Raw genomic sequence first — 23,770 nt, forward strand, 5'->3', positions numbered from 1 at the left:
AACCTACACCGCGCGCCCCTCCCCGTTTACCCACGCGGCCATGACGTCAAGCAGTTCGTCGAGATCGACCGGCTTGGTGATGTAGTCGCTCGCGCCCGCGGCCAGGGACGATTCGCGGTCGCCGGGCATCGCCTTGGCGGTCAGGAACACCACCGGCAGGTTGGCGAAGCGCCGGTTGCGCCGGATCGCCCGGGTCGTCTCGTTGCCGTCCTGGTCGGGCATCATCGCGTCCATCAGCACGATGTCAACGCCCGGGTGCTCCGACAGCACGCGGACCCCGTCGGCGCCGTTGTCGGCGTACAGGACCGTCATGCCGTGCAGCTCGAGCGCGCTGGTGAGAGCGAAGACGTTGCGCACGTCGTCGTCGACGATGAGCACGGTCGCACCGTCGAGCTGGTGCGCGGCCGCGGTCGGGCGGCGCTCCGGGGCCGGCAGCGACCGCAGCATGGCCGGGCCGGGCGGCATGCTGCGCACCGGCGGCAGCGGCTGTGCCGGCGCCGCGTGCACCGTCTGCGTGACCTCGGTCGCGATGACGTCCGGCAGGTACAGGGTGAAGATGGCACCCCGGCCGACCTCCGAGGTGACCCCGATCGCGCCGCCAAGGAGCCGGGCGAGCTCGCGGCTGATCGACAGGCCCAGGCCGGTGCCACCGTACTTGCGGCTGGTCGTGCCGTCGGCCTGCTGGAACGCCTCGAAGATCAGCGCGACCTTGTCGTCGGAGATGCCGATACCGGTGTCGCGCACCGCGAACGCGATCACCCGCCGGGCGCCGGCCAGGGTCGGCGAGGTGAACTGCAGGTCGGGCGTGGCGACGCTCATGGAGAGCGTGACCGAGCCTTTCTCGGTGAACTTCACCGCGTTGGAGATCAGGTTGCGCAGGATCTGCTGGAGCCGCTGCGGGTCGGTGACGATCGCGGGCGGCAGGTCGGGGTCCGGGACGACGGTGAAGTCCAGCCCCTTGTCCTCGGCCTGCGGCGCGAAGGCCTGCTCGACGTAGGAGCGGATCTCGTCGAAGGAGACCTCGCCGGGCTCGACGTCCATGCGGCCGGCCTCGATCTTCGACAGGTCGAGGATGTCGTCGATGAGGGCGAGCAGGTCGGAGCCCGCGTTGTGGATCGTCGCGGCGAACTCGATCTGCTTCGCGGTGAGGTTGGTGTCGGGGTTGTCGGCCAGCAGCCGCGAGAGCAGGAGCATCGAGTTGAGCGGCGTGCGCAGCTCGTGGCTCATGTTGGCGAGGAACTCCGACTTGTACTGCGACGCCTGCGCCAGCTGCTGCGCCTTCTCCTCCAGGCCGAGGCGGGCCATCTCGATCTCGCGGTTCTGCTTCTCGATGTTGCCCTTCTGCTCCGACAGCAGCGTCGCCTTCTCCTCCAGCTCCGCGTTGGTGCGCTGCAGCTCGGCCGACTGGTCCTGCAGCTCCAGGGCGAGGCGCTGCGACTGCGACAGCAGCTCCTCGGTGCGCCGGTTGGCGAGGATCGTCTTGAGGGCGACGCCGATGGTGACCACGAGCCGGTCGAGGAACGCCAGGTGCAGCTCGGAGAACGTGGACACGCCGGCGAACTCGATGACGCCGAGCGGCTCGCCCTCGAACAGCACCGGCAGGACGACGAGGTCGGCCGGGGGTGTCGCGGCGAGCCCGGAGCGGACCAGCAGCCGGCTGTCCTGCGGGGCGGTGACCCGGATCGCGCGTCGCGACAGCGACGCCTGCCCGATCAGGCCCTCGCCCGGGGCGAAGCTGACCTCGGTGCCGGGCGACACGTACCCGTACGACGCCTCCAGTCGCAGCCGCAGCCCGGAGCCGGGTTCGGTCCCGGCGAGGAAGAACGCGCCGATCTGCGCGTCGACCAGCGGCGTCACCTCGGCCATGATCATGCGGCAGACCTCGCCGAGGTCGCGCTGGCCCTGCAGGAGGCCGCCGACGCGGGCCAGGTTCGAGTCGAGCCAGCCCTGCTCGGCGTTCTTCTTCGTCGTCTCGCGCAGCGTGACGATCATCTGGTTGATGTTGTCCTTGAGCTCGGCGACCTCGCCGAGCGCCTCGACCGCGATGCGCTGGGTCAGGTCGCCGCGGGTCACGGCGGTGGACACCTGCGAGATGGCGCGCAGCTGCGTGGTCAGCGTCGAGGCGAGCTGGTTGACGTTCTCCGTCAGGTCCCGCCAGGTGCCGGAGACGCCGCGCACCTGCGCCTGACCGCCTAGCTTGCCCTCGGAGCCGACCTCGCGGGCCACCCGCGTGACCTCGTCGGCGAACGACGACAGCTGGTCCACCATCGTGTTGACCGTCGACTTCAGCTCCAGGATCTCGCCGTGCGCGTCGACCGTGATCTTCTGCGACAGGTCACCCCGCGCCACGGCCGTGGTGACCTGGGCGATGTTGCGCACCTGGGACGTCAGGTTGGAGGCCATCGAGTTGACGTTGTCGGTGAGGTCGCGCCAGGTGCCGGAGATGCCCTTCACCTGCGCCTGGCCGCCGAGCTTGCCCTCGGTGCCCACCTCGCGGGCCACCCGCGTGACCTCGTCGGCGAACGACGACAGCTGGTCCACCATCGTGTTGACCGTCGACTTGAGGGCCAGGATCTCGCCCTGCGCATCAACGGTGATCTTCTGCGACAGGTCGCCGCGCGCCACGGCGGTGGCGACCTGGGCGATGTTGCGGACCTGGGCGGTGAGGTTGGACGCCATGAAGTTCACGTTGTCGGTGAGGTCGCGCCAGGTGCCGGCCACGCCGCGCACCTGCGCCTGACCGCCCAGCTTGCCTTCCGTGCCGACCTCGCGGGCCACCCGCGTGACCTCGTCGGCGAACGACGACAGCTGATCCACCATCGTGTTGACCGTCGACTTCAGCTCCAGGATCTCGCCCCGCGCATCAACGGTGATCTTCTGCGACAGGTCACCCCGGGCCACCGCCGTCGCCACCTGGGCGATGTTGCGCACCTGCGACGTCAGGTTCGACGCCATGAAGTTCACGTTGTCCGTCAGGTCCCGCCACGTACCGGCAACCCCGGTCACCTGCGCCTGACCGCCCAGCTTGCCCTCGGTGCCCACCTCGCGGGCCACCCGCGTGACCTCGTCGGCGAACGACGACAGCTGATCCACCATCGTGTTGACCGTCGACTTCAGCTCCAGGATCTCGCCCCGCGCATCAACGGTGATCTTCTGCGACAGGTCACCCCGGGCCACCGCCGTCGCCACCTGGGCGATGTTGCGCACCTGCGACGTCAGGTTCGACGCCATGAAGTTCACGTTGTCCGTCAGGTCCCGCCACGTACCGGCAACCCCGGTCACCTGCGCCTGACCGCCCAGCTTGCCCTCGGTACCGACCTCGCGGGCCACCCGCGTGACCTCGTCGGCGAACGACGACAGCTGATCCACCATCGTGTTGACGGTGTCCTTGAGCTCGAGGATCTCGCCCTGCGCGACCACGGTGATCTTCTGCGACAGGTCGCCGCGGGCCACGGCGGTCGCGACCTGCGCGATGTTGCGGACCTGGCCGGTGAGGTTGGACGCCATCGAGTTGACGTTGTCGGTGAGGTCCTTCCAGGTGCCGGCGACGCCGGGCACGTCGGCCTGGCCGCCGAGCTTGCCCTCGGTGCCGACCTCGCGCGCCACGCGGGTCACCTGCTCGGCGAAGATCCGCAGCGTGTCGACGAGCGAGTTGATCGTCTCGGCGAGCTCGGCGACCTCGCCCTTCGCCGCGACCGTGATCTTCTGCGACAGGTCGCCGCGGGCGACGGCGGTGGCCGCGGTGGAGATCGACCGGACCTGACCGGTGAGGTTCGCGGCCATCGAGTTGACCGAGTCGGTCAGGTCGCGCCACGTCCCGGCGACACCCGTGACCTGTGCCTGGCCGCCCAGCTTGCCCTCGGTGCCCACCTCGCGGGCCACCCGCGTGACCTCGTCGGCGAACGACGACAGCTGGTCCACCATCGTGTTGACCGTGCGGCCGATGGTGAGAAACTCCCCACGCAGCGGGCGGCCGTCGATCTCCAGCGCCAGCTGCTGCGAGAGGTCGCCCTCGGCGACGGCGACGATCACGCGGGCGATCTCCGTCGTGGGCCGGCCCAGGTCGTCGATCAGGGAGTTGACCGCGCGGATGCGGTCGAGCCACGCCCCCTCGAATGCCTCCTCGTCGAGCCGCTCGGTCATGCGGCCCTCGCGCCCGACGACGCGGCTGATGCGCAGCAGGTCACGCGTGTGCCGCTGCTTGAGATCGGCGAGCCGGTTGAACCGCTCGACCACCTCGCCCGGCAGGCCGTCGCGGCGGCTCAACCGGTGCTTCAGGTCACCCGCAGCCAGCCGGTCCAACCCGGCGGACAGCTCCTCCAACAACAGCGTCTCGGGACTCTTCTGGGTGACTTCTTCGACTGTGGTCATGAGGTCTCCACCGGTCTCGGGGGCAGGCGGTGTCCACCCATCCTCGTCTCCAGGTTGGATTGTTACCACCGTTCGGTAGAGACTGCGAGGTGTGAACGCCCCGACCGTCCGGAGGATCCGGCTCCCGGCCGACCATAGCTCTCCGGGCCTGGCGCGCGAAGCGATCCGGACGATCGCGCACGAACGGGATCTTGGCGACATCCTCGACGAGGCATTGCTCCTGGTGACCGAGCTGACGACGAACAGTGTCGTGCACGCCGGCACCGAGGTCGACGTGGAGATCACCGCCGCCGACACCTCGCTCACCGTCACCGTGCTGGACTTCCAGCCCGGCACCGTCGTGCCCAACATCCCCACCGCCGGCGGCGCGAACCTTGACGAACGCGGCCGCGGCCTCCTGCTCGTCGACCAGCTTGCCTCGGCGTGGGGCACCCTGCACTTCGACGGCGGCAAGGGCGTCTGGTTCCGGCTCGACACGCCGGGCGCCGCCAGCTCGTCCAGCCCGGCGCCGCCCGGCTTCGAGATCCCGCTGGCCCCGGCCCCCGAGGCGTTGGGCGCGCTGGGTTGGTCCGGCACCGGCACCTCACTGACCGAGGTCGCGGAGGAGCTGTTGCAGCGGCTCGTCGGCGTGATCGGCGCGGCCGGTGCCGCGCTGACCCTCGACGAGGGCGACGGCCCGCACACGATCGCCGCCGTGGGACGGCTCACCGGCTCGGTCGGCAGCGGCCGGCGGGTGCCGCTGCGGGTCACCAAGCCGTGGCGGGCCGAGCTGCTCGTCGCCGGCGGTGGCGGCAACCCGTACGCGCGACCGCTGACCTCGCTGGCCGCCGACCGGCTGATGCTGCTGGTCGAGAACCACCGGCTGCGGCGGGCCGACTCCGAGCGGCGCACCTGGCTCACGTTCCTCGCCGACGCCAGCGAGCTGCTCGCCCAGTCCCTCGACGTCGAGCTGACCCTGGCGCTCATCCCCCGGCTGGTCGTGCCGCGGCTGGGCACCTGGTGCGCGATCCACGCCGCCGACACCGGCGGGGAGCTGCGGCTGGCCGCGGCCGCGCACGCCGACGAGTCGATGCTCACGGGCCTGCTGGACGTGCTCGGGCAGGCGGCGCCGCAGCTGAAGGAGGCGATGAGCACCGACGCCGTGGTGCCGCTCGGCCCGCCGCTGGAGGGGTACGTGGTCGCCCTGATCGCCCGCGGCCAGCACCTCGGCACGCTCACCGTCGGCGGCGGCGGCGACACCTGGCAGCGCAGCGAGGAGGTCGCCGTCGTCGAGGACGTGGCCCGGCGCGCCGCACTCGCGATCGACAACGCCAACATCCACGCCGAGCGGCGCAGCATCGCCCAGGCCCTGCAGCGCTCGCTGCTGCCGCCGCAACTGCCGAAGGCCGAGGGCGTGGAGTTCGGCGCCGAGTACGTGCCGACCGGCGAGGGGGTCGACGTCGGCGGCGACTTCTACGACGTGGTGCCGCTGTCCGGGCGCCGGTGGCTGGTCGTCGTGGGCGACGTGTCCGGCAAGGGCGTGCAGGCCGCCACAGTCACCGGTCTGGTACGCGACGTCACCCGCGTCCTCGTGCGCGACGGCCGGCCGCTGCCGGAGACCCTGAAGCGGATCAACGAGACGCTGTTGGAGCGGGGCGCCGGCCGGTTCTGCACGCTGTGCCTGGCCGAAATCATGCGCCGCCCCGACGGCACTCTGGACGTGGCGCTGCACCTGGCCGGCCACGACCAGCCGGTCCTGCTGCGCGCCGACGGCCGCACCGAGCTGGCCGGCCAGTGCGGCACCGCCCTCGGCCTGCTCGACACGATCAACACCCCGCGCACCCAGATCACGCTCGCGCCGGGCGACACGCTGATCTTCTACACCGACGGCGTCACCGAACGCCGCCGCGGCGCCGAGCTGTTCGGCGTCGACCGCCTGCGCCGGGAGGCGGGCCTGCTGGCCGGTTTCCCCGCCGACGTCGTGGTGACCCGCCTGCGCGCGACGACCCTGAACTTCTCCCAGGAGCCGCCCCGCGACGACATCGCCATCTTCGCCGTGCGCAACGACGCCTGAGACCGCCTTCAGAACCCTCGCAGCCGGAGCAGGTCGTCGTAGACGTCGGCCGGGTGGGTGTTGAGGTCGTAGCGGCTGAGCAGGAACAGGTGCTCGCCGGCGTCGATCTCGAGCAGCTCGCTGCGCATGCCGCCGCGGGAGCGGGCGTCCACGCGCATCCGCTCGACCTGGGACCATTCGATGCGGCGGTGGCCGGCGTACCCGCTGACGACGGTGACCCCGTCGAGGTCGGCGGCGAGGCGGATCGGCACGATCACGTCGCGCAGCGCGTAGACGGCCAGGATGGCGGTGGCCACCAGCGCGGCGGTGAGCATCCGGCTGTCCTCGGCGGCGAACACCCCGGCCAGCAGCAGGCCGATCGCCGCACAGCACTTCAGGGCCGTGAAGCCGGGCGACACCCGCCACCGCAGGCTGGTCGGCGCCGGGGCCAGGTCGGTCCCGGACGGCTCCGGCGAGTCGGAGAAGGCGCCGCTGCGGATGTCCATCCCACCAGCATGCGCTATTTCGTCTTCGTGATCGAGGTGGCGGTGACCGTACCGTCGGCGTTCTGGCCGACGATCGTGACGCTCGACCCGGCGGTCAGGTCCTTGAGCGCGCCGGGCACGGAGACGGTGGTCGTGCCGCTGGTCTTCACGATCAGGGTCTGGCCGTCGGCGGTCTCCACGTAGACGGTGGTGCCGTCGACGAGCTTGACGGTGCCGGTGATCCCGCCGCGCGTGCCCGTCTGGCCCCCCGTGCCGGCGTTGCCGCCCTGTGCGCCGGGGGCACCTTGGCCCCCCTGGGCGCCGCGGCCGGCGAACTGGCTGGGGAACGCGGCCGGGTTGGCGCCGCCGGGGGCGCCCGTAGCGGCCGGCGCGGTGCCGTAGCTCTTCTGCACCTGGGCCCCGCCGACGAAGCCGGCGACGAGCAGGGCGAGCCCGGCCAGGACGTACGTGGCGCGGTTGGCCAGGCGGCGCGGTGCCGCCTTCGCGATCCGCTCGTTCAGGTCGTCGTCGAGCGGCTGGGCCAGCAGGTCGTCGGGCTCCTCCGCGAAGGCGAGGTCGGCCGGCACCGGTGGCAGGAGCTCGGTGTCGGCGTCGTCGACCTTGTCGAGATCCACCGAGGTGGACGCGGACGGCCGGCGAAAGGCGTGGCTCACTGGACTCTCCTCGTCGACTGCCGCGCGGGCGGGACCTGGTTGCGGCGCCTGCGGGGGACAGCCGCCGCAACCAGGACCCGGCCCGCACGGAAGGGCTCACTCATAACGCAGGGCCTCGATGGGCCGCAGGCCGGCCGCCCGGCTGGCCGGGTAGCTGCCGAAGAACAGCCCGATGGCGACCGAGAACCCGAGCGCCAGGACGACCGAGCTGGGCACGATCACGGGCTTGATGCTGACGATGGTGAAGCGGCTGCCGATGACCGCCGCGGCCACCCCGAGCAGCCCGCCGATCAGGCTCAGCACCGTCGCCTCGACCAGGAACTGGGTGAGGATCGTGCGCTTCGGCGCGCCGAGAGCCTTGCGGATGCCGATCTCCCGGGTCCGTTCGGTGACGGTGACCATCATGATGTTCGTGATGCCGATCCCGCCGACCAGCAGGCTGATCCCGGCGACCGCGCCGAGCAGCAGGGTGAAGGTCTCGGCCGTGTTGGCGCGGGTCTCCAGCAGCTGCGAGGCGTTCTGGATGCGGTACGCGGTGGTGCTCGACCCGGTGATGTTGAGCTTGGCGTTGAGGATCGCGGTGACCTCGCCCTGCGCGTCGCTGACGTCCCCGGGCGCGGTGGCCTCGACGAGGATCTGGTTGAGCGAGCCGTAACCGGTCAGCGACTCCTGCACCGCGGTGACGGGCGCGACGGCGACGTCGTTGGGGTCGCTGAAGCCGGTGCCGCCCTTGTCGGCGAGCACGCCGACGACCGTGAAGAGCTTGCCGGCGACGGTGATCTGCTTGGACAGCGGGTCGACGGTGCCGAACAGCTCCTCGGCGACGGTCTTGCCGATGACGACGACCTTGCGCGAGCCGGCGACGTCCTCGTCGGTGAAGAGCGCGCCCTTGTCGACCTTGAAGTTCGAGGCGGCGACCCAGCCGGGGTACGTACCGACGAACTGCGCGATCGTGTGGTCGGTGCCCTCGTAGGTGGCCGACTGCGAGCCGGTGACGACCGGCGAGACGCTGCGCACGTGCGGCGCCTCGGCCTTGTCCTCCAGCGCCGGCACCAGGTCCATGGTGAGCGCGGTGCTCGTGGTCGCCGCCGCGCTGCGGGCGCCGCCGCCACCGCCGGCGGTCACCGTCAGCGTGTTGGTGCCCAGGGACTCGATCTGCTGCTGGACCTGCTGCGCGGAGCCGTTGCCGACCGCGACGAGGAGGATGACGGCGGCGACGCCGATGAGGATGCCCAGCACCGTCAGGCTGGAGCGCAGCTTGTTGGCGGTGATCGCGCGCAGCGCGAAGCGGATGGTCTCGAAGATGTTCACTTGAGCCGCTCATCCTGGACGATGCGTCCGTCGACGAGCCGGATCAGTCGCTTCGCCCGCTCGGCGACGTCCGGCTCGTGGGTGATCAGCACGATCGTCCGGCCGGACGCGCTCAGCCGGTCGAAGACGGCGAGGACGTCGTTGGTGGACTGCGTGTCGAGGTTGCCGGTCGGCTCGTCGGCGAGCACCAGCGCCGGCGCGGTGACCAGCGCCCGGGCCACCGCGACCCGCTGCTGCTGGCCGCCGGAGAGCTGGTTGGGCTCGTGGTCGGCGCGTTCGGCGAGGCCGACCATCGCCAGCGCCAGGTTGGCCCGGCGGCGGCGCTCGGCGCTCTTCACCCCGGCGTAGGCGAGCGGCAGCTCGACGTTGGCCAGGGCGCTGGTCCGCGCGATGAGGTTGAACGCCTGGAACACGAACCCGATCCGCCGGTTGCGGACCAGGGCCAGCTGCCGGTCGTTGAGCCGGCTCACGTCGACCCCGTCGAGCAGGTACCTGCCGGTCGTCGGGATGTCGAGGCAGCCGAGGATGTTCATCAGCGTCGACTTGCCAGAGCCCGACGAACCCATGATGGCCACGTAGTCGCCGCGCTCGACGGTGAGCGACACGCCGCGCAGCGCTTGGACCTCGGTTTCGCCCTGCCCGTAGATCTTCTTGATCCGCTGCACGTCCAGGACCGGGCCGGCGCTCCTGGACAGCGACGCCGGTGCACTCAGGTCGGCGGCGCGCATCAGTTGCCGCCCTGGCGGCCGCCGCCACCGGTGAAGCCGCCACCGCCGGTGAACCCGCCACCGCCGCCGGGGAACCCGGCCCCGCCGCCCGGGACCTGGTTGGTGGTGCCGGGCGTCGAGCTCGTCGTCGTGATGATCACGACCTGCTCGCCGGCGGTGAGGCCGGACTTGATCTCGACGAACGAGCCGCCGGTGATGCCGACCTCGACGCTGCGGGTCTTCACCTGGCCGTTGACCTGCACCTCGACCGTGCGCTGGCCGCCGGCCGTGCGCAGCGCCGTGCTCGGGATCCGCACCGCGTTCTGCACCTCGGCGATCGTCACGACCGCGGTGGTGCTCTGCCCGAGCCGTACGCCTTCCGGCAGCGTGCCCAGCCCGATGACCACCGCGTAGGAGTTGACGTTGTTGCTGGTCGTCGCGGTCGGCGAGATCGTGCTGACCGTGCCCGTGGCTCGGGTGCCGCTCAACGCGCTCCAGGTGATCTGGGCGGCCTGACCGGCCTTGAGCTTCGTCGCGTCGGCCTCGGCGAAGCTCGCGTTGATCTGCAGCTTGGTGAGGTCGGCGAGCTGGATGAAGCCCGACGAGGACGACGAGCCGGTGGCGCCCGCCGCGCCCCCGCCGGTGGCGCCGGCGGACCCGGACGAGCCGGAGGACCCGGACGACGAGCCGACCGCGCCGTTCACGGCGGTGACCGTGCCGGCGATCGGTGCGGTCAGAACCGTGCCGTTGACCGTCGTCTGCGCCGAGGTGACGCTGGCCTGCGCGGTGGCGACCTGTGCCTCGGCGGAGGCGATCGTGGCCGCGTCGGCGCTGTTGTTCTGCGCCCGGGTCAGGGCCGCCTTCGCCGCGGTCAGGTTGGCCTTCGCCGTGTTCAGCGACGCCTGCGCGGCGGTCGGGTCGACCTTGGCCAGGACCTGGCCCTTGGTGACCACGTCGCCGACCTTCACGTCGACCTGGGTGACGGTGCCGGCGGTGGCGAAGCTGGCGTTGGCCGTCGCCGAGCTGGCCACCGAGCCCGACGCGGACACCGTCTGCGACACCGTGCCCTGCGTGGCCGCGACGAGCCGGGTCCGGGTGGTGGCCTGCGAGGCCTGCGCCTCGGCCGGCCCGGAGACGATCTGGTACGCCCACAGCCCGCCGCCCACCACGGCGACCGCGAGCGCGACGTTGACCAGGCCCACGGAGTTCATCCGTGGCCGGCGGGGAGACGGCAGCGACAAACGCATGAGGGGAATCGTGGTGCGCGCCGCTCGGAGCGACCCTCAGCTTCCCTCGGAGTTACCTCGGAATCCGGGCGCACTGGTTTGTGCGGATTCGTCCTCGGACTCGTCCTCGTATTCAGGCTCGTTCATCGCCGGCAGCACCAACCGGAACCTGGCGCCCTCGCCGGGCGCGGTCCACAGCTCGACCCGGCCGCCGTGCGCCTGCACGATCGCGGCGACGATGGCCAGGCCGAGCCCGGCGCCGCCGTGGCGGCGCGAGCGGGATCCCTCGGCGCGGTACAGCCGCTCGAACACGCGGGCGGCGTCGCCGGGGTTCATGCCCGGCCCGGTGTCGCTGACCTCGATCGCGGCGAGCGGCACCCCGCTGGGCAGCGGCGCGCCGACGGCCGCGGTCGGCGGCGGCCCGCCCTCGGTGGCCCGGCCGACCCGCACCACGACCCGGGTGTCCTCCGGGGTGTGCTGCAGCGCGTTGCTCACCAGGTTCGCCACGACCTGCCGGATGCGGGCCTCGTCGCCCTCGACGGTCACCGGCTCGAACGTCACCGAGTGCTCGTCCAGCGCCGACAGCTGCACGAACCGGGTCGGCACCCGCACGTGGGCGTCGCGCACCGAGTCGGCGGCGACGGCGAGCAGGTCCACCGGGGACAGCTGCAGCGGCCGCTCCTCGTCCATCCGGGCGAGGGTCAGCAGGTCGTTGACGAGCAGCCGCATCCGGCTGACCTCGGCCTCGATGCACTCCATCGCCTCGTCCAGCGCCGGTCCGGGTGGCGCGCCGCCGCGCCGGTACAGCTCGGCGAAGCCCTGCACGGAGGTCAGCGGGGTGCGCAGCTCGTGCGCGGCGTCGGCGAGGAACTGCCGCAGCCGCCGCTCCGACTCGGCGCTGTCGTCGACGGCCTCCTCGATGCGGGTGAGCATGGTGTTCAAGGCGATGCCGAGGCGCCCGGACTCGGTGTGCGGGTCGGCGTCGACGATCCGGCGGGACAGGTTGCCGCCGGCGATCTCGACCGCGGTCTCCTCCATGCGGGTCAGCGGGCTCAGCCCGACCCGCACCAGCGACGCGGTCGCGATCCCCACGAAGCCCAGCAGGACGAGGCTGACCATCAGCGAGTACCGCAGCATGCTGTCGCGGGTGTCCTGGACGTCGACCAGGGCGACCGCGTTGGCGGCGAAGCCGCCGTTGCCCTGGAAGCCGGCCGGGAACACGATCACCCGCCAGTCCTCGCCGCTGGGCGTGGTGACGGTGAACGGCTTCGCCGTGCCGGCCCGCTGCCTGATGTCGCCGAACAGCGCGGGGTCCAGCACCACCGGCTCCAGGTTCAGCAGCTTGCCCGTGCTGTCGAAGCGGTAGATCTGGTACAGCGGCCCGGGGAAGAACTCGCCGCGCTCGCGCGGCAACCCGTCGCGCCGCGCGCTCGAGCTGACGCCCGGATTCGGGCTGCCGGCAGGGCTGGGGGTGGGTCCGACGGTCGGGTTCGGGTTCCGGTTGGGGTTGGCGAACGCGCCCGGCGGGCGGGCCGAATGCTCCAGCTGGTCGTCGATGCGCTGCATCAGGTACCAGTTGAGCAGCCCCACCCCGATCGCGTTCGCGGCGATGAGCGCGACCCCGGCGAGGGTCACCACGGCGACGACGATCCTGACCTGGACCGTCCACTGGCGCCAGGGCCTAAGTTTCACTTCGCGGCAGCCTCAGCGCGTAGCCGACTCCCCTGACGGTGTGGATCAGCGGCGGGTCCCACTTGTCGACCTTGCGGCGCAGGTAGTAGACGTACGACTCGACGATCCGCCCGTCGCCGCCGAAGTCGTAGTTCCACACCCGGTCGAGGATCTGCGCCTTGCTCACCACCCGGCCGGCGTTGGTCAGCAGGTAGCGCAGCAGGTTGAACTCCGTCGGCGACAGGTCGACCCGGTGGCCGCCGCGGCGCACCTCGTGCGCGTCCTCGTCCATCTCCAGGTCCGCGTAGCGCAGCACCCCGCCGTCGACCAGCTGCTGCTGCTCGCCGAGGCTGCGGCGCAGGATCGCCCGGATCCGCAGCACGACCTCCTCGAGGCTGAACGGCTTGGCCACGTAGTCGTCGGCGCCCACGGTCAGCCCGGAGATACGGTCCTCGACCGAGTCGCGGGCGGTCAGGAACAGCACCGGCACCGGCCGGCCGCTGGTCCGCAGCCGCTGCGCGACCTCGAACCCGTCCAGGTCGGGCATCATCACGTCGAGCACGACCAGGTCCGGCGCGTAGTCGGCGGCGGCCGCGAGGGCCTCCCGCCCGCCCGTGGCGACCTTGACGTCGAACCCGGTGAGGCGCAGCGTCGCGGACAGCAGCGCGCGGATGCTCGCCTCGTCGTCCACGACGAGCACCTTCGGCTGCGGCTGGCCTGCGTTTGCCTGTCCGGTCATCGGCTCCATCGTCACCGACCCGCCGTCAGGATCTCGTCGCCTTCGGCAAGTCCACTCTTGATCTCGGTGTTGACGTCGCCGCGCAGACCCGTCTCGACGGCGCGCTCCTCGTCCCGGCCGTTGACCCGCACCACGACTCTGCCGTTGTGCACGGCGGTGGAGGGCACCGACAGGACACCGTCCGCGGACGCGGTCACTACTGCGACAGTAGCGCTCTGGCCGTACAGCAGCGTGTCGGGCACCTTGTCGAAGGCGATCAGCGCGGCGTAGCGCACCAGGCGGTTCGACACCGTGCCGGCCGGGTCGATCTGGATGACCTTGCCGTCGTACCTGGCGGCCGGATTGTCCGGCAGCGTGATCCGGGCGACCTGGTCGAGCTTGAGGTGCGCCACCTCGGCCTCGGTGAACTGCGCCTTCACCACCACGTCGCCGGTACCGGCGAGCGTGATGACGCTCGATCCGGCAGTGGACCCGACGGTGCCGTTGACGGCGAGCACCTTGCCACCGACCGGCGCGGTGATCACGGTGCCGGCCAGCTTGGCGTTGGCCTGCACGAGGGCGAGCTTGGCGTTGTTGAGCCGCTGCTGCGCCGACAGCAGGTTGTCACTGGCGCTCTGGACGCTGTTGGCGCCCGTGCCGCTCTGGCCGCCGGCCTGCCCACCGTTCTGCCCACCGTTCTGGCCACCGATCTGCGTGCCTGCTGCCCGGCTGGTGGTCGCCGCCGGCGTGCGGGCCGCGGTGGCCTGGGCGGTCTCGGCGCGGTCCAAGGCGTCCTGCGCGCTGTCGACGCTCTGCTCGGCGGCGTCCACCGACTCCTGCGCCGCGGTCGCGTCGACCCTCGCCAGGACCATGCCCTCGGCGACCTCGTCGCCGGGTTTCACGTTGAGCTCGGTGAGCGTGCCGCTGCTGGTGAACCCGAGCGTGCGGCTCTGCTGCGCCTGCACCGTCCCCGATGCCGAGACGGTCGTCGTGACGGACCCGCGGGTCACCTTCGTCGTGACCGCCTTAGCCGTCGCGACCGGGTCGCCACCGGTCAGCATGACACCCACGACGATCGCGGCCGTGAGCACGGCAGCCCCTCCGGCCAGCCACCAGACCTTCATGCCAGCAAGTTGACCGGCCCCGGCTCCCCGTCAGCTCGACCGGACCTCAAAGTTGGCTGGGAAGGCGTTATTACCGAACTTTGAGGTCCGGCCCACGGGGCATCGAGGTTCGCACCGTTGCATGGCGCGGGTGATGAACAAGCGGATCGGTGGCGCCGCGCTCGCGTTCGCCGCGGCGGCGTTCTTCGCCACAGCCTGCGGATCGTCGGACGCCGGGGCGCCGGCCACGGCCGCCTCGGGCGGCTCCGACTACGCGTCGTGCCTGCGCGACAACGGGGTCAACCTCCCGCAGATGAACGCCTCGAACCGGCCCACGGCCCGGCCGGACGGCTCGGGCCGCCCGACCGCGTTCCCCTCCGGGATGCCCCGCCCGTCAGGCAGCGGCTTCCCCGGCGGCGGTCCCGGCGGCGGGTTCCCGGGCGGTGGCGGCGGGTTCTTCGGCACCGCCGCACCCGACGGCGTCGACCAGCAGACCTGGGAGAAGGCGCAGAAGGCGTGCGAGTCCCTGCGCCCGACCGCGTTCCCCAGCGGCCGTGGCAACGGCGGGGGCGGGGGCAACGGCGGGGGCGGCCGCGACGCCGCGTACCGCAACTGCCTGACCGAGCATGGGGTCACCGTCAGCGGCCCGGTCGACCAGCTCGACACCAACGACGCGAAGGTCGCCGCCGCCGTGACCGCCTGCGCGCCCCTCAAGCCCAGCCCTCGCCCTTCCGCGTCCTGACGACGCACTGGGTGTGCGCCGGTCTTGCGGGCGCGGTGGTGGCAAAATGGACACAGTGGGAGTGTCCTGGCACTACGCCCGCAAGATCGGCGCACAAAATCGTCAGCAGTGCGTGTCGCTGAGCATGACGCGTCGTTGCCTTCGGTATGGAGACGCTGGACACCTTCTCGTACACCTTCCTGCCGGCCACGGCGTTGGCGAAGCTGTCCCCCACGACCGTCCGGCGCCACGTCCAGGTGCTGCGCGGCTGCGCCGGCGACCGGGACGCGGTGGCCGTCGTCGCCCGCTGCACGACCCGCGCCGCCCGCAACAGCGTCCTGATGCTGACCCGCAACCGCCTGGTCATCACCACCGAGTCGCCCCTGCTGCGCCGCGTCTCCCTGCATCTCAACGCCGACCTGCACCAGCTCGCCGACGTCACCTGGACCCCTGAGCCGGGCCGCACCGGCCTCCAGCTCGGCGTGACCGCCATCGACGGCGTCCGCGAGAACATGTGGGTCCGCCTGACGGACAAGTCCGAGATGTGGCGCCTCGACGAGGCCCTCAAGCAGGCCTTCCGCACCCCGTGGGGGCAGATCGCCGCCGCGGTGAGCCCGACGGTGCCGGCGCTCACCAGGGCCGTCCTGCGCTTCGCCGTCTCCTCCGCGGCCGCCTGAAACCCGCGGCCGTCTGAGGACCGCGGCCGTCTGAGGACCGCGGCCGTCTGAGGACCGCGGCCGTCTGAGGACCGCGGCCGTCTGAGGACCGCGGCCGTCTGAAACCCGCGGCCGTCTGAGGACCGCGGCCGGAGCAAGAGATCGATCCACCCGCGCGGGCGCTGGCGTGCCACAGCAGGGTGGATCGATCGATGGTCTTGTATCCGGAGCGGCGATCCTCCAAACAACGCTCGAACATCCGCGTCCCCGCGGTGGCGGCAGAATGGGGCCGTGGATCAGGGCAAAGGGCTGGTGCTGGTCGTCGAGGACGAGCGGCCGATCGCCGACCTGCTGCGCATGTACCTGGCGCGCGAGGGGTTCGGGGTGCACGTCGAGCACGACGGCACGGCCGGGCTGGCGGCGGCGCGCAAGCTGCGGCCGGTCGCGTGCGTGCTGGACATCGCGCTGCCCGGGCTCGACGGCACCGAGATCTGCCGGCGGCTGCGCGAGTCGGGCGACTGGACGCCGGTGCTGTTCCTGACCGCGCGCGACGACGAGGTCGACCGGATCCTCGGGCTGGAGCTGGGCGGCGACGACTACGTCACCAAGCCGTTCAGCCCCCGCGAGCTGGTCTCCCGGGTCAAGGCGGTGCTGCGGCGCACGCAGGGGCCGCCGGACGCCGAGCAGGTCCGCATCGTCGGCCCGGTCACGCTCGACCCGGCCCGGCGGGAGTGCCGGGTGCACGGCGTACCGGTGAGCCTGACGTCCACCGAGTTCGCGCTGCTGGCGCACCTGATGAACCGGCCGGGGCGGGTCTTCACCCGGGAGGAGCTGCTGGGCTCGGTGTGGGGGTACGCGGCGCACTCCGGCACCCGGACGGTCGACGTGCACGTGGCGCAGGTGCGCGGCAAGCTCGGCGACGCGGCGGGGGTGCTGCGGACCGTGCGTGGTGTCGGGTACACCGCCGATGCTTAGGTCGATCGTCGGACGCAGCACGCTGGTGACGTGCGCCGTCGCCGTGATCGCGGTGATGGTGACCGCGCTGGTCGGCGCGCCGCTGGCGATCCAGGAGGCGAACCGGACGGCGAGGGACCGGCTCGCGGACGACGCGACGCTGACCGCGGAGCTGCTGCGGCCGCGGTTCAACACGAGGCAGAGCGAAGACGAGCAGGTGATCGTCAGGCGGCTGCGGGCCCGCGGGATCGAGGTGTACCTGATCCGGGCCGGCCAGGCCGACCGGGAAGGGCTGCCGGACGGGGTGGTCAAGGCGATCGGCGCCGGCCGCCAGGTGCCGGTGCGCCGGGCGCTGGTCGGCAACGAGGTACAGCTGCTGGTCGGCCGCCCGATCGGCAACGCCGGCAACGGGGTGGTGCTGACCGAGGAGCCGCCGAACGGGACCCTGGTGCGGCTGTGGGGGCAGCTGTGGATCGCGCTGCTGGCCGGGCTCGCCGCCGGGCTGTTGGCCGGCGCGCTGCTGGCGAGGAGGATCGCGCGTCCCATCCGTACCGTGGCCGCCGCGGCGAACCGGCTCAGCGCCGGCGACCGGTCGGTCACGCTCGATCCCGGCGGGCCGACGGAGGTGGCGGACCTGGCCCGGGCGGTCAACGCGCTGACGGCGGCGCTCGCCACGAGCGAAGGGCGGGAGCGGGACTTCCTGCTGTCGGTGTCGCACGAGCTGCGCACGCCGCTGACCACGATCCGCGGCTACGCGGAGGCGCTCGCCGACGGGGTGGTCGGGCCGGACGGGGCGCAACGGGCGGGGCAGACGGTGCTCGCGGAGGCCGAGCGGCTGGACCGGTTGATCGCCGACCTGCTGGTGCTGGCCCGGCTGGAGGCGGCGGACCTGCCGATCGAGGTCGTCGACGTGGACCTGACGCAGCTGGTCGCGGCGACGGCCGAGGCCTGGGGAGGGCGGCTGGTGGCGGCCGGCCTGGTGCCGCGCACCGAACTGCCGCCGATGCCGGTGCCGGCGCGCACCGATCCCGGCCGGATCCGGCAGATCATCGACGGGCTGCTGGAAAACGCGCTGCGGGTGGTGCCGTCCGGCGCGCCGGTGGTGCTGGCGCTGGTGTGGCAGGCATCGTCGGCGTCGATCGAGATCCGCGACGGCGGGCCCGGGTTCACCGACGACGACCTGGCGGTGGCGTTCGAGCGGGGCGCGCTGTCGCGGCGGTACCAGGGCGCCCGCAAGGTCGGCAGCGGGCTGGGGCTGGCGCTCGCCGCGCGGCTGGCCCGCCGGCTGGGTGGGAGCATCGAGGCCGGTCACGCGCCGGAGGGCGGGGCCAGATTCACCGTGACGATCCCGCTATGAGCGCCGGGTTTGGCTCGGACGGGCCGGGTAGTGCACCCGTCAGCCGCGTTCCGAGGAGGTACCCCCATGCGACGCTCACGGATAGGCCTATTGCTCAGCGCCATCATCCTGGTGATCATCGGCTCCCTGCCGGGAATCGCCCTGGCGCAGCCGACACCATCGGCACCGTCGGGTAACGGCGGTCCGCACGAGATGCTCAACGGCGTCCTGCACGGCGAGGGCATCGTGCAGACGAAGAAGGGCCCGATCCGGGTCGCGATGCAGAACGGCACCGCGACGGCGGCCTCGAGCTCATCACTGACGATCCGGTCGGCGGACGGCTACACGAAGACGTGGACCCTGGCCCAGAACGCCAAGGTGTTCGACAGCAACCACAAGGCGGTGCAGCCCAGCACGCTGCAGGCAGGCTCCATGGTGGTGGTCGGTGGCCCGATCACGGTCAACAGCGGCACCGCTTCGCCAGCGGCGTCGCCCACCACGACCTACACGGCGCAGATCGTGATGGTGCAGTCGACGCCGTCGGGCATGCCGTCCGGCGAGGCCTCGTAAGCTACCGCGGCCGCAGCTCCGCGATGCAGCACTTCACACTGCCACCGCCCTTCTTGAGCTCGGTCAGCTCCACCGGGACCGGCGCGTAGCCGGCCTGGCGGAGCTTGGCCGCGAGGGCGGTGGCCTCGCTGTTGAGGACCACGTGGCGGCCGTCGGAGACCAGGTTGAGCCCGAAGGACAGCGCGTCCTCCTCGTCGGCGACGACCGCGTCCGGGAACAGCTGGGCGAGCACCGCCTGCGACGCGGCGGAGAACGCGCCCGGGTAGTAGACGATCGTGCGGTCGTCCAGCGACGCCAGCGCCACGTCGAGGTGGTAGAAGCGGGGGTCGACCAGGCGCAGCGAGATCACCGGCCGGCCGAGCACCTCCTGGGCCTCGGCGTGCGCGGCGACCTCGGTCCGGAAGCCGTGCCCGGCGAGGACCACGCCGCCGCCGAGCGCGTCGGGCAGGTAGGCGAAGTCGCCCTCACCCTCGTTGGTCTCCGTCGGCGCGGCGAAGGTCCACGCCTGCTGCTCGTAGAACCGCCGGTGTGCGGCCGCCTCGGCGATGCGCTGCGCGTACTTGAACCGTGCGCCGTAGACGACGCCGTCGACACTGAACGCGCCGTTGGCCGCATAGACCATGTCCGGCAGGCCGGGCTCCGGCGCCAGCACGTGCACCTGGTGGCCGAGCCGCACGAGCGTCTCGCGCAGCCCCTCCCACTGCTTGACGGCGAGCTCGGTGTCGACCGGCGTTGACACGTCCATCCACGGGTTGATCGCGTACTCCACCACGAAATGCTCGGGTGGCGACATCAGGTAGGTGCGCGCTCGTGGCTGCCGCTCGACGTGGGTCACGAGATCAAACGGTAGATTTGCGAGGTCACACAAAACAGCGAGAACACTTGCTTTCGAGGGGGGAATCGTTGCGCCTAGACCCGATCGACCAGCAGATCATTGCGTTGCTGCAGGAGGACGCCCGCTCGTCGTATGCGGACATCGGTGCCGAGGTGGCGCTGTCCGCGCCGGCCGTCAAGCGCCGCGTGGACCGCCTTCGATCGCAGGGAGTGATCCGCGGCTACACGGCGCTCATCGACCCTGGCGCGCTGGGCTGGACGACCGAGGCGTTCGTCGAGCTGTTCTGCACCGGGCGCACGTCGCCGCAGCAGTTGCGGGCGGCCGCGAAGCGGCATCCGGCGGTCGTCGGTGCGTACACGATCTCGGGCGAAGCCGACGCGCTGGTCCATCTGCGGGCGATGGACATGGCAGGGCTGGAGGAGGCGCTGGAGAAGCTGCGCGCCGAGCCGTTCGTGACCTCGACCCGCAGCATGATCGTGCTGTCCAGGCTGGTCGAGCGGCTGGCGCCGAAAGTCGTCACGGAGCCGGGAACCGGATCGACACCTGCCGCGTCCTAGCCTGCATGAGACGCTCGCTGGTCGCGTTGAGTGCTTTGTGTGTCGCGCTTTCCGGGTGTACCGGTGGCACGACGCCCACGACGGGGTCCTCCTCGGCGCAGGGGGCGGTCCCCGGTCCGGCGCCGGCGTTCAAGCTGGTCGCCTTCGACTCGTGCGAGCAGCTGCTGTCGTCACTGCGCGACGCGGCGGCGGAAGCCGTCGGCCCCTGGGGGTTCGGCGGCGTGATGTGGCGCGGCGGCGGGATCGCCGACGGCCGGGCGGCCGACTTCAACAGTGCCACCGGCAAGGCCGCGGCGCCGCCCGGGCAGGAGTTCTCGGGCACCAACACGCACGAGGCCGGCGTCGACGAGCCGGACCTGGTGAAGACCGACGGCAAGCGGATCGTCACGCTCGCGCACGGGTCGCTGAAGGTGATCGACGCCGCGAGCCGCACCGTGACCGGCTCACTCACGCTCGACGGCGGTGGCGATGTCGAGGGCAAGCGGGCCGCCAACGTCACCGAGCTGCTGCTGTCCGGCGACCGGGCGCTGGTGCTCGGGTCCTACTTCAGGGTCTCCCCTTCGGTCGACGACGCCTCCGGCAAGGTCGGCGTCTCCGGCGCCCAGGTGACCTTGGTCGACCTGGCCGGCGCGCCGAAGGTGATCGGCCGGTTCACGATCGACGGCGGCCTCGTCGACGCCCGCCAGGTCGGCGGCACCGCCCGGGTCGTCGTGGTCTCCCGGCCGCAGATCGCCTTCCCCGACACGTCGAGGCTCGACACCGACGAGGCCCGGACCGCCGCGAACCGTTCCGCGATCAAGGCGGCGCCGGTCGACTCGTGGCTGCCCAGGTGGACGGCGGAGGACGGCGCCGGCAAGCGCACCGACGGCCGCGTCGACTGCGGCGCGGTGAGCCGGCCGAGCAGCTACTCGGCCACCGCCATGCTGACCGTGCTGACGTTCGACCTGGGCGGGGCGGCGCTCGGCGGCGGCGACCCGGTGTCGGTGGTGGCCGACGGCGACACCGTCTATGCCAACGGGCCCAGCCTGTACATCGCCAACGACCAGCGCTGGCGGGTGATGGCCGGCGCGACCGGCAAGCGGGTCGCGTCGCCGGGCCGCCCGTCGACGCAGATCTTCAAGTTCGACATCAGCGGCGCCGGCAGGCCCCGGTTCACGGCCTCCGGCGAGGTACCGGGCTGGCTGCTCAACCAGTACTCGATGTCGGAGTGGGACGGTCACCTGCGCATCGCCACCACCGACTCGCTGGACAACACGACGTCCTCGGCGGTGTACGTGCTGCGGCTGAACGGCGGCCAGCTGACGCAGGCCGGGCACGTCGGCGGCCTGGGCAGGAACGAGCGCATCTACTCGGTGCGCTTCATCGGCACCACCGGCTACGTGGTGACGTTCCGCCAGACCGACCCGCTCTACACGCTCGACCTGCGCGACCCGGCGGCGCCGAAGGTCGTCGGCGAGCTGAAGATCCCGGGGTATTCGGCGTACCTGCATCCGGCCGGCGACGGGCGGCTGCTGGGGCTCGGGCAGGACGCCACCGCGCAGGGCCGCGTGCAGGGCATGCAGGTCTCGCTGTTCGACGTGCGCGACCCGGCGCGGCCGGCGCGCGTGGCGCAGCACCAGCAGAAGGGCGGCAGCTCGGAGGCCGAGTACGACCCGCACGCGTTCCTCTACTGGGCGCCGCTCGGCCTGCTCGCGGTGCCGGTGTGGAACGACCGGCAGCCGAGCGTGCTGGTGTTGAAGGTCGGCGACGCGGCGATCACCGAGGCGGGCACGATCACCCACCCCGGTCGCTTCACGACGATTCGCCGCTCGCTGATCGTCGGCGGGATCCTGTGGACCGTGTCCGATCAGGGGCTGAAGGCCACCGACGCGGCAACCCTGGCGGATCAGGCATGGATCGCGCTTTAGCTGGATTTTTCGGTTTTGGCTTTTGTACGGTCAGCGCTGGGTCGTGGTGACGTGCTGGACGAAGGCGCGCCAGGCGGCGGCGTCGACGTAGATCTCGGGGCTGTTGGCGTCCTTGGAGTCGCGGATGCCGACGGCCCTGGGGTCGAGCAGGACCTCGACGCAGCCGCTGGCGCCGCTGCGCGTGCTTTTACGCCACATGATGCTCACAATCGTGTTTCCCTTCGCGGAAAGTGCCCCGGGCTACTCGTATTCGCGAATGGCCCGCTGAATGTAATCGAGTGTTGCTGCATGGCTGAGCGCCGCGGTCCGCAAAGATTCGAACGCCATCAGGTAGCGGCGGACCTCCTCGGGCCGGGTGCGAAACACCCCGCCGGTCATCCCGTCGCAATACACGAGTGGCTGCTCGGTCTCACCGGTGAACTCGAGAATGGAGAACGCCCCGTCGATCCCGCGGTGGGCACCCCTGTCGAACGGCATCATCTGCAGGGTCACCGTCGACCGGTCAGCGATCTCCAGCAGCCTCATGAGCTGCCGTTTCATAACGCTCGCGCCACCGACGGGCCGCTTGAGGACCGCCTCGTCGAGAATCGCCCAGATCTTCGGCGGTGGGTCGCGGGTCAGGACCGCCTGCCGCGCCATCCGGACCGACACCCGCTGATTCACCACGTCGGGCCGCTCGCCCGCGGACACCGAATTGATGATCGCCCCGGCGTATTCGACGGTCTGCAGCAGACCGTTGAGAATGACCGCGTCGTAGATGAAGATGTCGGATGCCTCGGACTCGAATCCGATATACGTCTCATAGGCGCCGAGCAGCGCCTCGCCATACGCTTCCCACCAGGCCCGCTGGCGCGATTGCGCGGCGAGTGCGGTGAGCCGGTTGCGCTCGACCTCGGAAACCTTGTAGAGGTCGAAGAGTTTCGTCAGGTCCGGGTTGCGGACGCTGCTGTTGGCGGTCTCGATCCGGCTGACCTTGGATTCGGACCAGTTGAGCGCGGTGGCGACCTCGGCCGCCGTCTTCCGGGCAGCCTCCCGCAACCGTCGCAGCTCGGCTCCGAGCTGGCGGCGGAGCAGAGTCGGGCTCGGCTTCGACGACATCGTGGACACCGTACCGCATCGACGCAGAGGTACTGAGAACTTTCGTCCCTGAGGTGCACTTGCATCTCAGAGCATCTTGATGCGCAATAGAGATAGAAGTTTAACGGTGAGCTGCATGATCCACCTCACCCGGCGACGGCGACGCTTTGGGCTTCGGGTGCCTCTTCCCCCAGAGGGCGCTGGACGGCGGCCGTCACCGTGGCCGGTTGCCACCTCCTTCTCTCGTCGCGTCAGCGCCCGCGATCCGGGCGCCGACCAGCATCAGAGGAGCGCGACCATGAGTTCCTTCGCACCCCAGTCGTTCGAGTCACGGCCAGTCGTCCACTACGACCAGCACGGCATCCTGGTGACCGACCGGATCTTCGCAACCGACGCCGGCCGTTACGAGATCGCCGAGCTGACACGCCCGACGCGCGGCACCGGCGCCCTGCACCCCGGGGTGCGGGCGTGCGTGGCGGTCGGGATCGCCAACGCCGTGGTGCTCGGCGCGGCCGCCGCGACCACCGGCTCGGTCGCCGTGGTGCTCGTGGCGCTGTCGGCGCTGCTGATCAGCTGGGCCGTCGGGCTCTTCTACGCCCGCCGCTGGCCCCGGCAGCACACGCTGCTCGCCCACTACCGCGGCAAGCAGGTGACCCTCCTGCGCACCCGGGACGCGGACCTGTTCGGCAGGGTGTCCCGGGCGTTACAGCGGTCGGTCGAGACCGCCCGCGGCCTCTAAAGATCTTGCCTGCTTCGGGTGACGAGGCAGACGGCCACCGAGAACGGCCTCGACGCCCACATCCGCTACCACCACCGGGTCGTGTCCGCGTCGTGGTCCAGCGCCCAGGCCCGCTGGAGC

General features: G+C 71.5%; 21 protein-coding genes. 9 read left to right on the forward strand and 12 right to left on the reverse strand.

Translation table 11 applies throughout. The features are described from left to right. Positions 1-3 precede the first annotated feature (3 nt). Complete coding sequence (locus tag AB0H83_RS19045) at positions 4-4,371, reverse strand: HAMP domain-containing protein (RefSeq protein WP_360095096.1); 4,368 nt, start codon at positions 4,369-4,371, stop codon at positions 4-6. Positions 4,372-4,462: 91 nt separating this feature from the next. Between AB0H83_RS19045 and AB0H83_RS19050 the strand changes: the two genes are divergently transcribed. After that, positions 4,463-6,424 (forward strand): ATP-binding SpoIIE family protein phosphatase, encoded by a 1,962-nt coding sequence (locus AB0H83_RS19050; protein ID WP_360095099.1) that lies wholly within the window; start codon positions 4,463-4,465, stop codon positions 6,422-6,424. A gap of 8 nt (positions 6,425-6,432) precedes the next feature. Here AB0H83_RS19050 and AB0H83_RS19055 read toward each other — a convergent pair whose 3' ends face one another. The 8 genes from AB0H83_RS19055 to AB0H83_RS19090 form a co-directional block, all read right to left on the reverse strand. Beyond that, entirely contained in the window at positions 6,433-6,909 is a 477-nt protein-coding gene (locus tag AB0H83_RS19055) for a PH domain-containing protein (RefSeq protein WP_360095102.1), read from the reverse strand. Between the two features lie 14 nt (positions 6,910-6,923). Beyond that, positions 6,924-7,562 carry a hypothetical protein gene (locus tag AB0H83_RS19060; protein ID WP_360095105.1) on the reverse strand — a complete coding sequence of 213 codons (639 nt, stop codon included), beginning with the start codon at positions 7,560-7,562 and terminating at the stop codon, positions 6,924-6,926. A 96-nt stretch (positions 7,563-7,658) separates the two neighbouring features. After that, positions 7,659-8,873: an ABC transporter permease gene (locus AB0H83_RS19065; RefSeq protein WP_360095108.1), complete on the reverse strand. Its 1,215-nt coding sequence runs from the start codon at positions 8,871-8,873 to the stop codon at positions 7,659-7,661. Beyond that, a complete protein-coding gene (locus tag AB0H83_RS19070) occupies positions 8,870-9,601 on the reverse strand; it encodes an ABC transporter ATP-binding protein (protein ID WP_360095111.1) in 732 nt (243 codons plus the stop codon). Before AB0H83_RS19070 ends, AB0H83_RS19065 begins: the two co-directional genes overlap by 4 nt. Continuing rightward, complete coding sequence (locus tag AB0H83_RS19075) at positions 9,601-10,827, reverse strand: HlyD family efflux transporter periplasmic adaptor subunit (protein WP_360095114.1); 1,227 nt, start codon at positions 10,825-10,827, stop codon at positions 9,601-9,603. Before AB0H83_RS19075 ends, AB0H83_RS19070 begins: the two co-directional genes overlap by 1 nt. Before the next feature lie 36 nt (positions 10,828-10,863). Then, a complete protein-coding gene (locus AB0H83_RS19080; protein WP_360095117.1) occupies positions 10,864-12,498 on the reverse strand; it encodes a HAMP domain-containing sensor histidine kinase in 1,635 nt (544 codons plus the stop codon). After that, positions 12,488-13,216 (reverse strand): response regulator transcription factor, encoded by a 729-nt coding sequence (locus AB0H83_RS19085; protein WP_360095120.1) that lies wholly within the window; start codon positions 13,214-13,216, stop codon positions 12,488-12,490. Before AB0H83_RS19085 ends, AB0H83_RS19080 begins: the two co-directional genes overlap by 11 nt. 11 nt (positions 13,217-13,227) lie before the next feature. Next, positions 13,228-14,319, reverse strand: coding sequence for an HlyD family efflux transporter periplasmic adaptor subunit (locus AB0H83_RS19090; RefSeq protein ID WP_360095123.1), 1,092 nt, complete (start codon positions 14,317-14,319; stop codon positions 13,228-13,230). Positions 14,320-14,452: 133 nt separating this feature from the next. On the opposite strand from AB0H83_RS19090, the gene AB0H83_RS19095 reads away from it, so the two are divergent. The 5 genes from AB0H83_RS19095 (at position 14,453) to AB0H83_RS19115 (ending at position 18,535) form a co-directional block, all read left to right on the forward strand. Further along, positions 14,453-15,040, forward strand: coding sequence for a hypothetical protein (locus AB0H83_RS19095; RefSeq protein ID WP_360095126.1), 588 nt, complete (start codon positions 14,453-14,455; stop codon positions 15,038-15,040). Positions 15,041-15,186: 146 nt separating this feature from the next. Continuing rightward, the gene (locus AB0H83_RS19100) at positions 15,187-15,696 is read left to right on the forward strand and encodes a hypothetical protein (RefSeq protein ID WP_360095129.1); all 510 of its coding nucleotides are present in this window, start codon (positions 15,187-15,189) and stop codon (positions 15,694-15,696) included. A 270-nt stretch (positions 15,697-15,966) separates the two neighbouring features. Beyond that, positions 15,967-16,650 carry a response regulator transcription factor gene (locus AB0H83_RS19105; protein WP_360095132.1) on the forward strand — a complete coding sequence of 228 codons (684 nt, stop codon included), beginning with the start codon at positions 15,967-15,969 and terminating at the stop codon, positions 16,648-16,650. Then, a complete protein-coding gene (locus AB0H83_RS19110) occupies positions 16,643-17,986 on the forward strand; it encodes an ATP-binding protein (RefSeq protein ID WP_360095135.1) in 1,344 nt (447 codons plus the stop codon). Before AB0H83_RS19105 ends, AB0H83_RS19110 begins: the two co-directional genes overlap by 8 nt. Positions 17,987-18,052: 66 nt before the next feature. Then, positions 18,053-18,535 carry a hypothetical protein gene (locus AB0H83_RS19115; protein WP_360095138.1) on the forward strand — a complete coding sequence of 161 codons (483 nt, stop codon included), beginning with the start codon at positions 18,053-18,055 and terminating at the stop codon, positions 18,533-18,535. A 1-nt stretch (position 18,536) separates the two neighbouring features. Here the strand turns inward: AB0H83_RS19115 and ddaH are convergent, their stop codons facing one another. Continuing rightward, positions 18,537-19,370, reverse strand: a complete 834-nt coding sequence (ddaH, locus tag AB0H83_RS19120) for a dimethylargininase (RefSeq protein ID WP_360095141.1) — start codon at positions 19,368-19,370, stop codon at positions 18,537-18,539. Between the two features lie 68 nt (positions 19,371-19,438). Between ddaH and AB0H83_RS19125 the strand changes: the two genes are divergently transcribed. Together AB0H83_RS19125 and AB0H83_RS19130 are read left to right on the forward strand one after the other, a co-directional pair. After that, positions 19,439-19,927: an Lrp/AsnC family transcriptional regulator gene (locus tag AB0H83_RS19125; RefSeq protein WP_360095144.1), complete on the forward strand. Its 489-nt coding sequence runs from the start codon at positions 19,439-19,441 to the stop codon at positions 19,925-19,927. Positions 19,928-19,932: 5 nt separating this feature from the next. Further along, positions 19,933-21,834, forward strand: a complete 1,902-nt coding sequence (locus AB0H83_RS19130; protein ID WP_360095147.1) for a beta-propeller domain-containing protein — start codon at positions 19,933-19,935, stop codon at positions 21,832-21,834. Between the two features lie 30 nt (positions 21,835-21,864). Here the strand turns inward: AB0H83_RS19130 and AB0H83_RS19135 are convergent, their stop codons facing one another. Beyond that, positions 21,865-22,032, reverse strand: coding sequence for a DUF397 domain-containing protein (locus AB0H83_RS19135; protein WP_360095150.1), 168 nt, complete (start codon positions 22,030-22,032; stop codon positions 21,865-21,867). Positions 22,033-22,074: 42 nt separating this feature from the next. After that, on the reverse strand, positions 22,075-22,932 hold the full coding sequence (locus AB0H83_RS19140) for a helix-turn-helix transcriptional regulator (protein ID WP_360095153.1): 858 nt from the start codon (positions 22,930-22,932) through the stop codon (positions 22,075-22,077). 277 nt (positions 22,933-23,209) lie between these two features. Between AB0H83_RS19140 and AB0H83_RS19145 the strand changes: the two genes are divergently transcribed. After that, complete coding sequence (locus tag AB0H83_RS19145; protein ID WP_360095156.1) at positions 23,210-23,650, forward strand: DUF6232 family protein; 441 nt, start codon at positions 23,210-23,212, stop codon at positions 23,648-23,650. Positions 23,651-23,770 lie beyond the last annotated feature (120 nt).

Source organism: Dactylosporangium sp. NPDC050688 (assembly GCF_040654515.1).
GTDB lineage: Bacteria > Actinomycetota > Actinomycetes > Mycobacteriales > Micromonosporaceae > Dactylosporangium.

Bases quoted from the DNA above. Each gene is read 5' to 3' on its own strand.
- AB0H83_RS19110 (WP_360095135.1), top strand. From the start codon at position 16,643: ATGCTTAGGTCGATCGTCGGACGCAGCACGCTGGTGACGTGCGCCGTC.
- AB0H83_RS19115 (WP_360095138.1), top strand. From the start codon at position 18,053: ATGCGACGCTCACGGATAGGCCTATTGCTCAGCGCCATCATCCTGGTG.
- AB0H83_RS19075 (WP_360095114.1), bottom strand. From the start codon at position 10,827: ATGCGTTTGTCGCTGCCGTCTCCCCGCCGGCCACGGATGAACTCCGTG.
- AB0H83_RS19090 (WP_360095123.1), bottom strand. From the start codon at position 14,319: ATGAAGGTCTGGTGGCTGGCCGGAGGGGCTGCCGTGCTCACGGCCGCG.
- AB0H83_RS19145 (WP_360095156.1), top strand. From the start codon at position 23,210: ATGAGTTCCTTCGCACCCCAGTCGTTCGAGTCACGGCCAGTCGTCCAC.
- AB0H83_RS19130 (WP_360095147.1), top strand. From the start codon at position 19,933: ATGAGACGCTCGCTGGTCGCGTTGAGTGCTTTGTGTGTCGCGCTTTCC.
- AB0H83_RS19070 (WP_360095111.1), bottom strand. From the start codon at position 9,601: ATGCGCGCCGCCGACCTGAGTGCACCGGCGTCGCTGTCCAGGAGCGCC.
- AB0H83_RS19095 (WP_360095126.1), top strand. From the start codon at position 14,453: ATGAACAAGCGGATCGGTGGCGCCGCGCTCGCGTTCGCCGCGGCGGCG.
- AB0H83_RS19055 (WP_360095102.1), bottom strand. From the start codon at position 6,909: ATGGACATCCGCAGCGGCGCCTTCTCCGACTCGCCGGAGCCGTCCGGG.
- AB0H83_RS19045 (WP_360095096.1), bottom strand. From the start codon at position 4,371: ATGACCACAGTCGAAGAAGTCACCCAGAAGAGTCCCGAGACGCTGTTG.
- AB0H83_RS19085 (WP_360095120.1), bottom strand. From the start codon at position 13,216: ATGACCGGACAGGCAAACGCAGGCCAGCCGCAGCCGAAGGTGCTCGTC.
- AB0H83_RS19100 (WP_360095129.1), top strand. From the start codon at position 15,187: ATGGAGACGCTGGACACCTTCTCGTACACCTTCCTGCCGGCCACGGCG.
- AB0H83_RS19140 (WP_360095153.1), bottom strand. From the start codon at position 22,932: ATGTCGTCGAAGCCGAGCCCGACTCTGCTCCGCCGCCAGCTCGGAGCC.
- AB0H83_RS19135 (WP_360095150.1), bottom strand. From the start codon at position 22,032: ATGTGGCGTAAAAGCACGCGCAGCGGCGCCAGCGGCTGCGTCGAGGTC.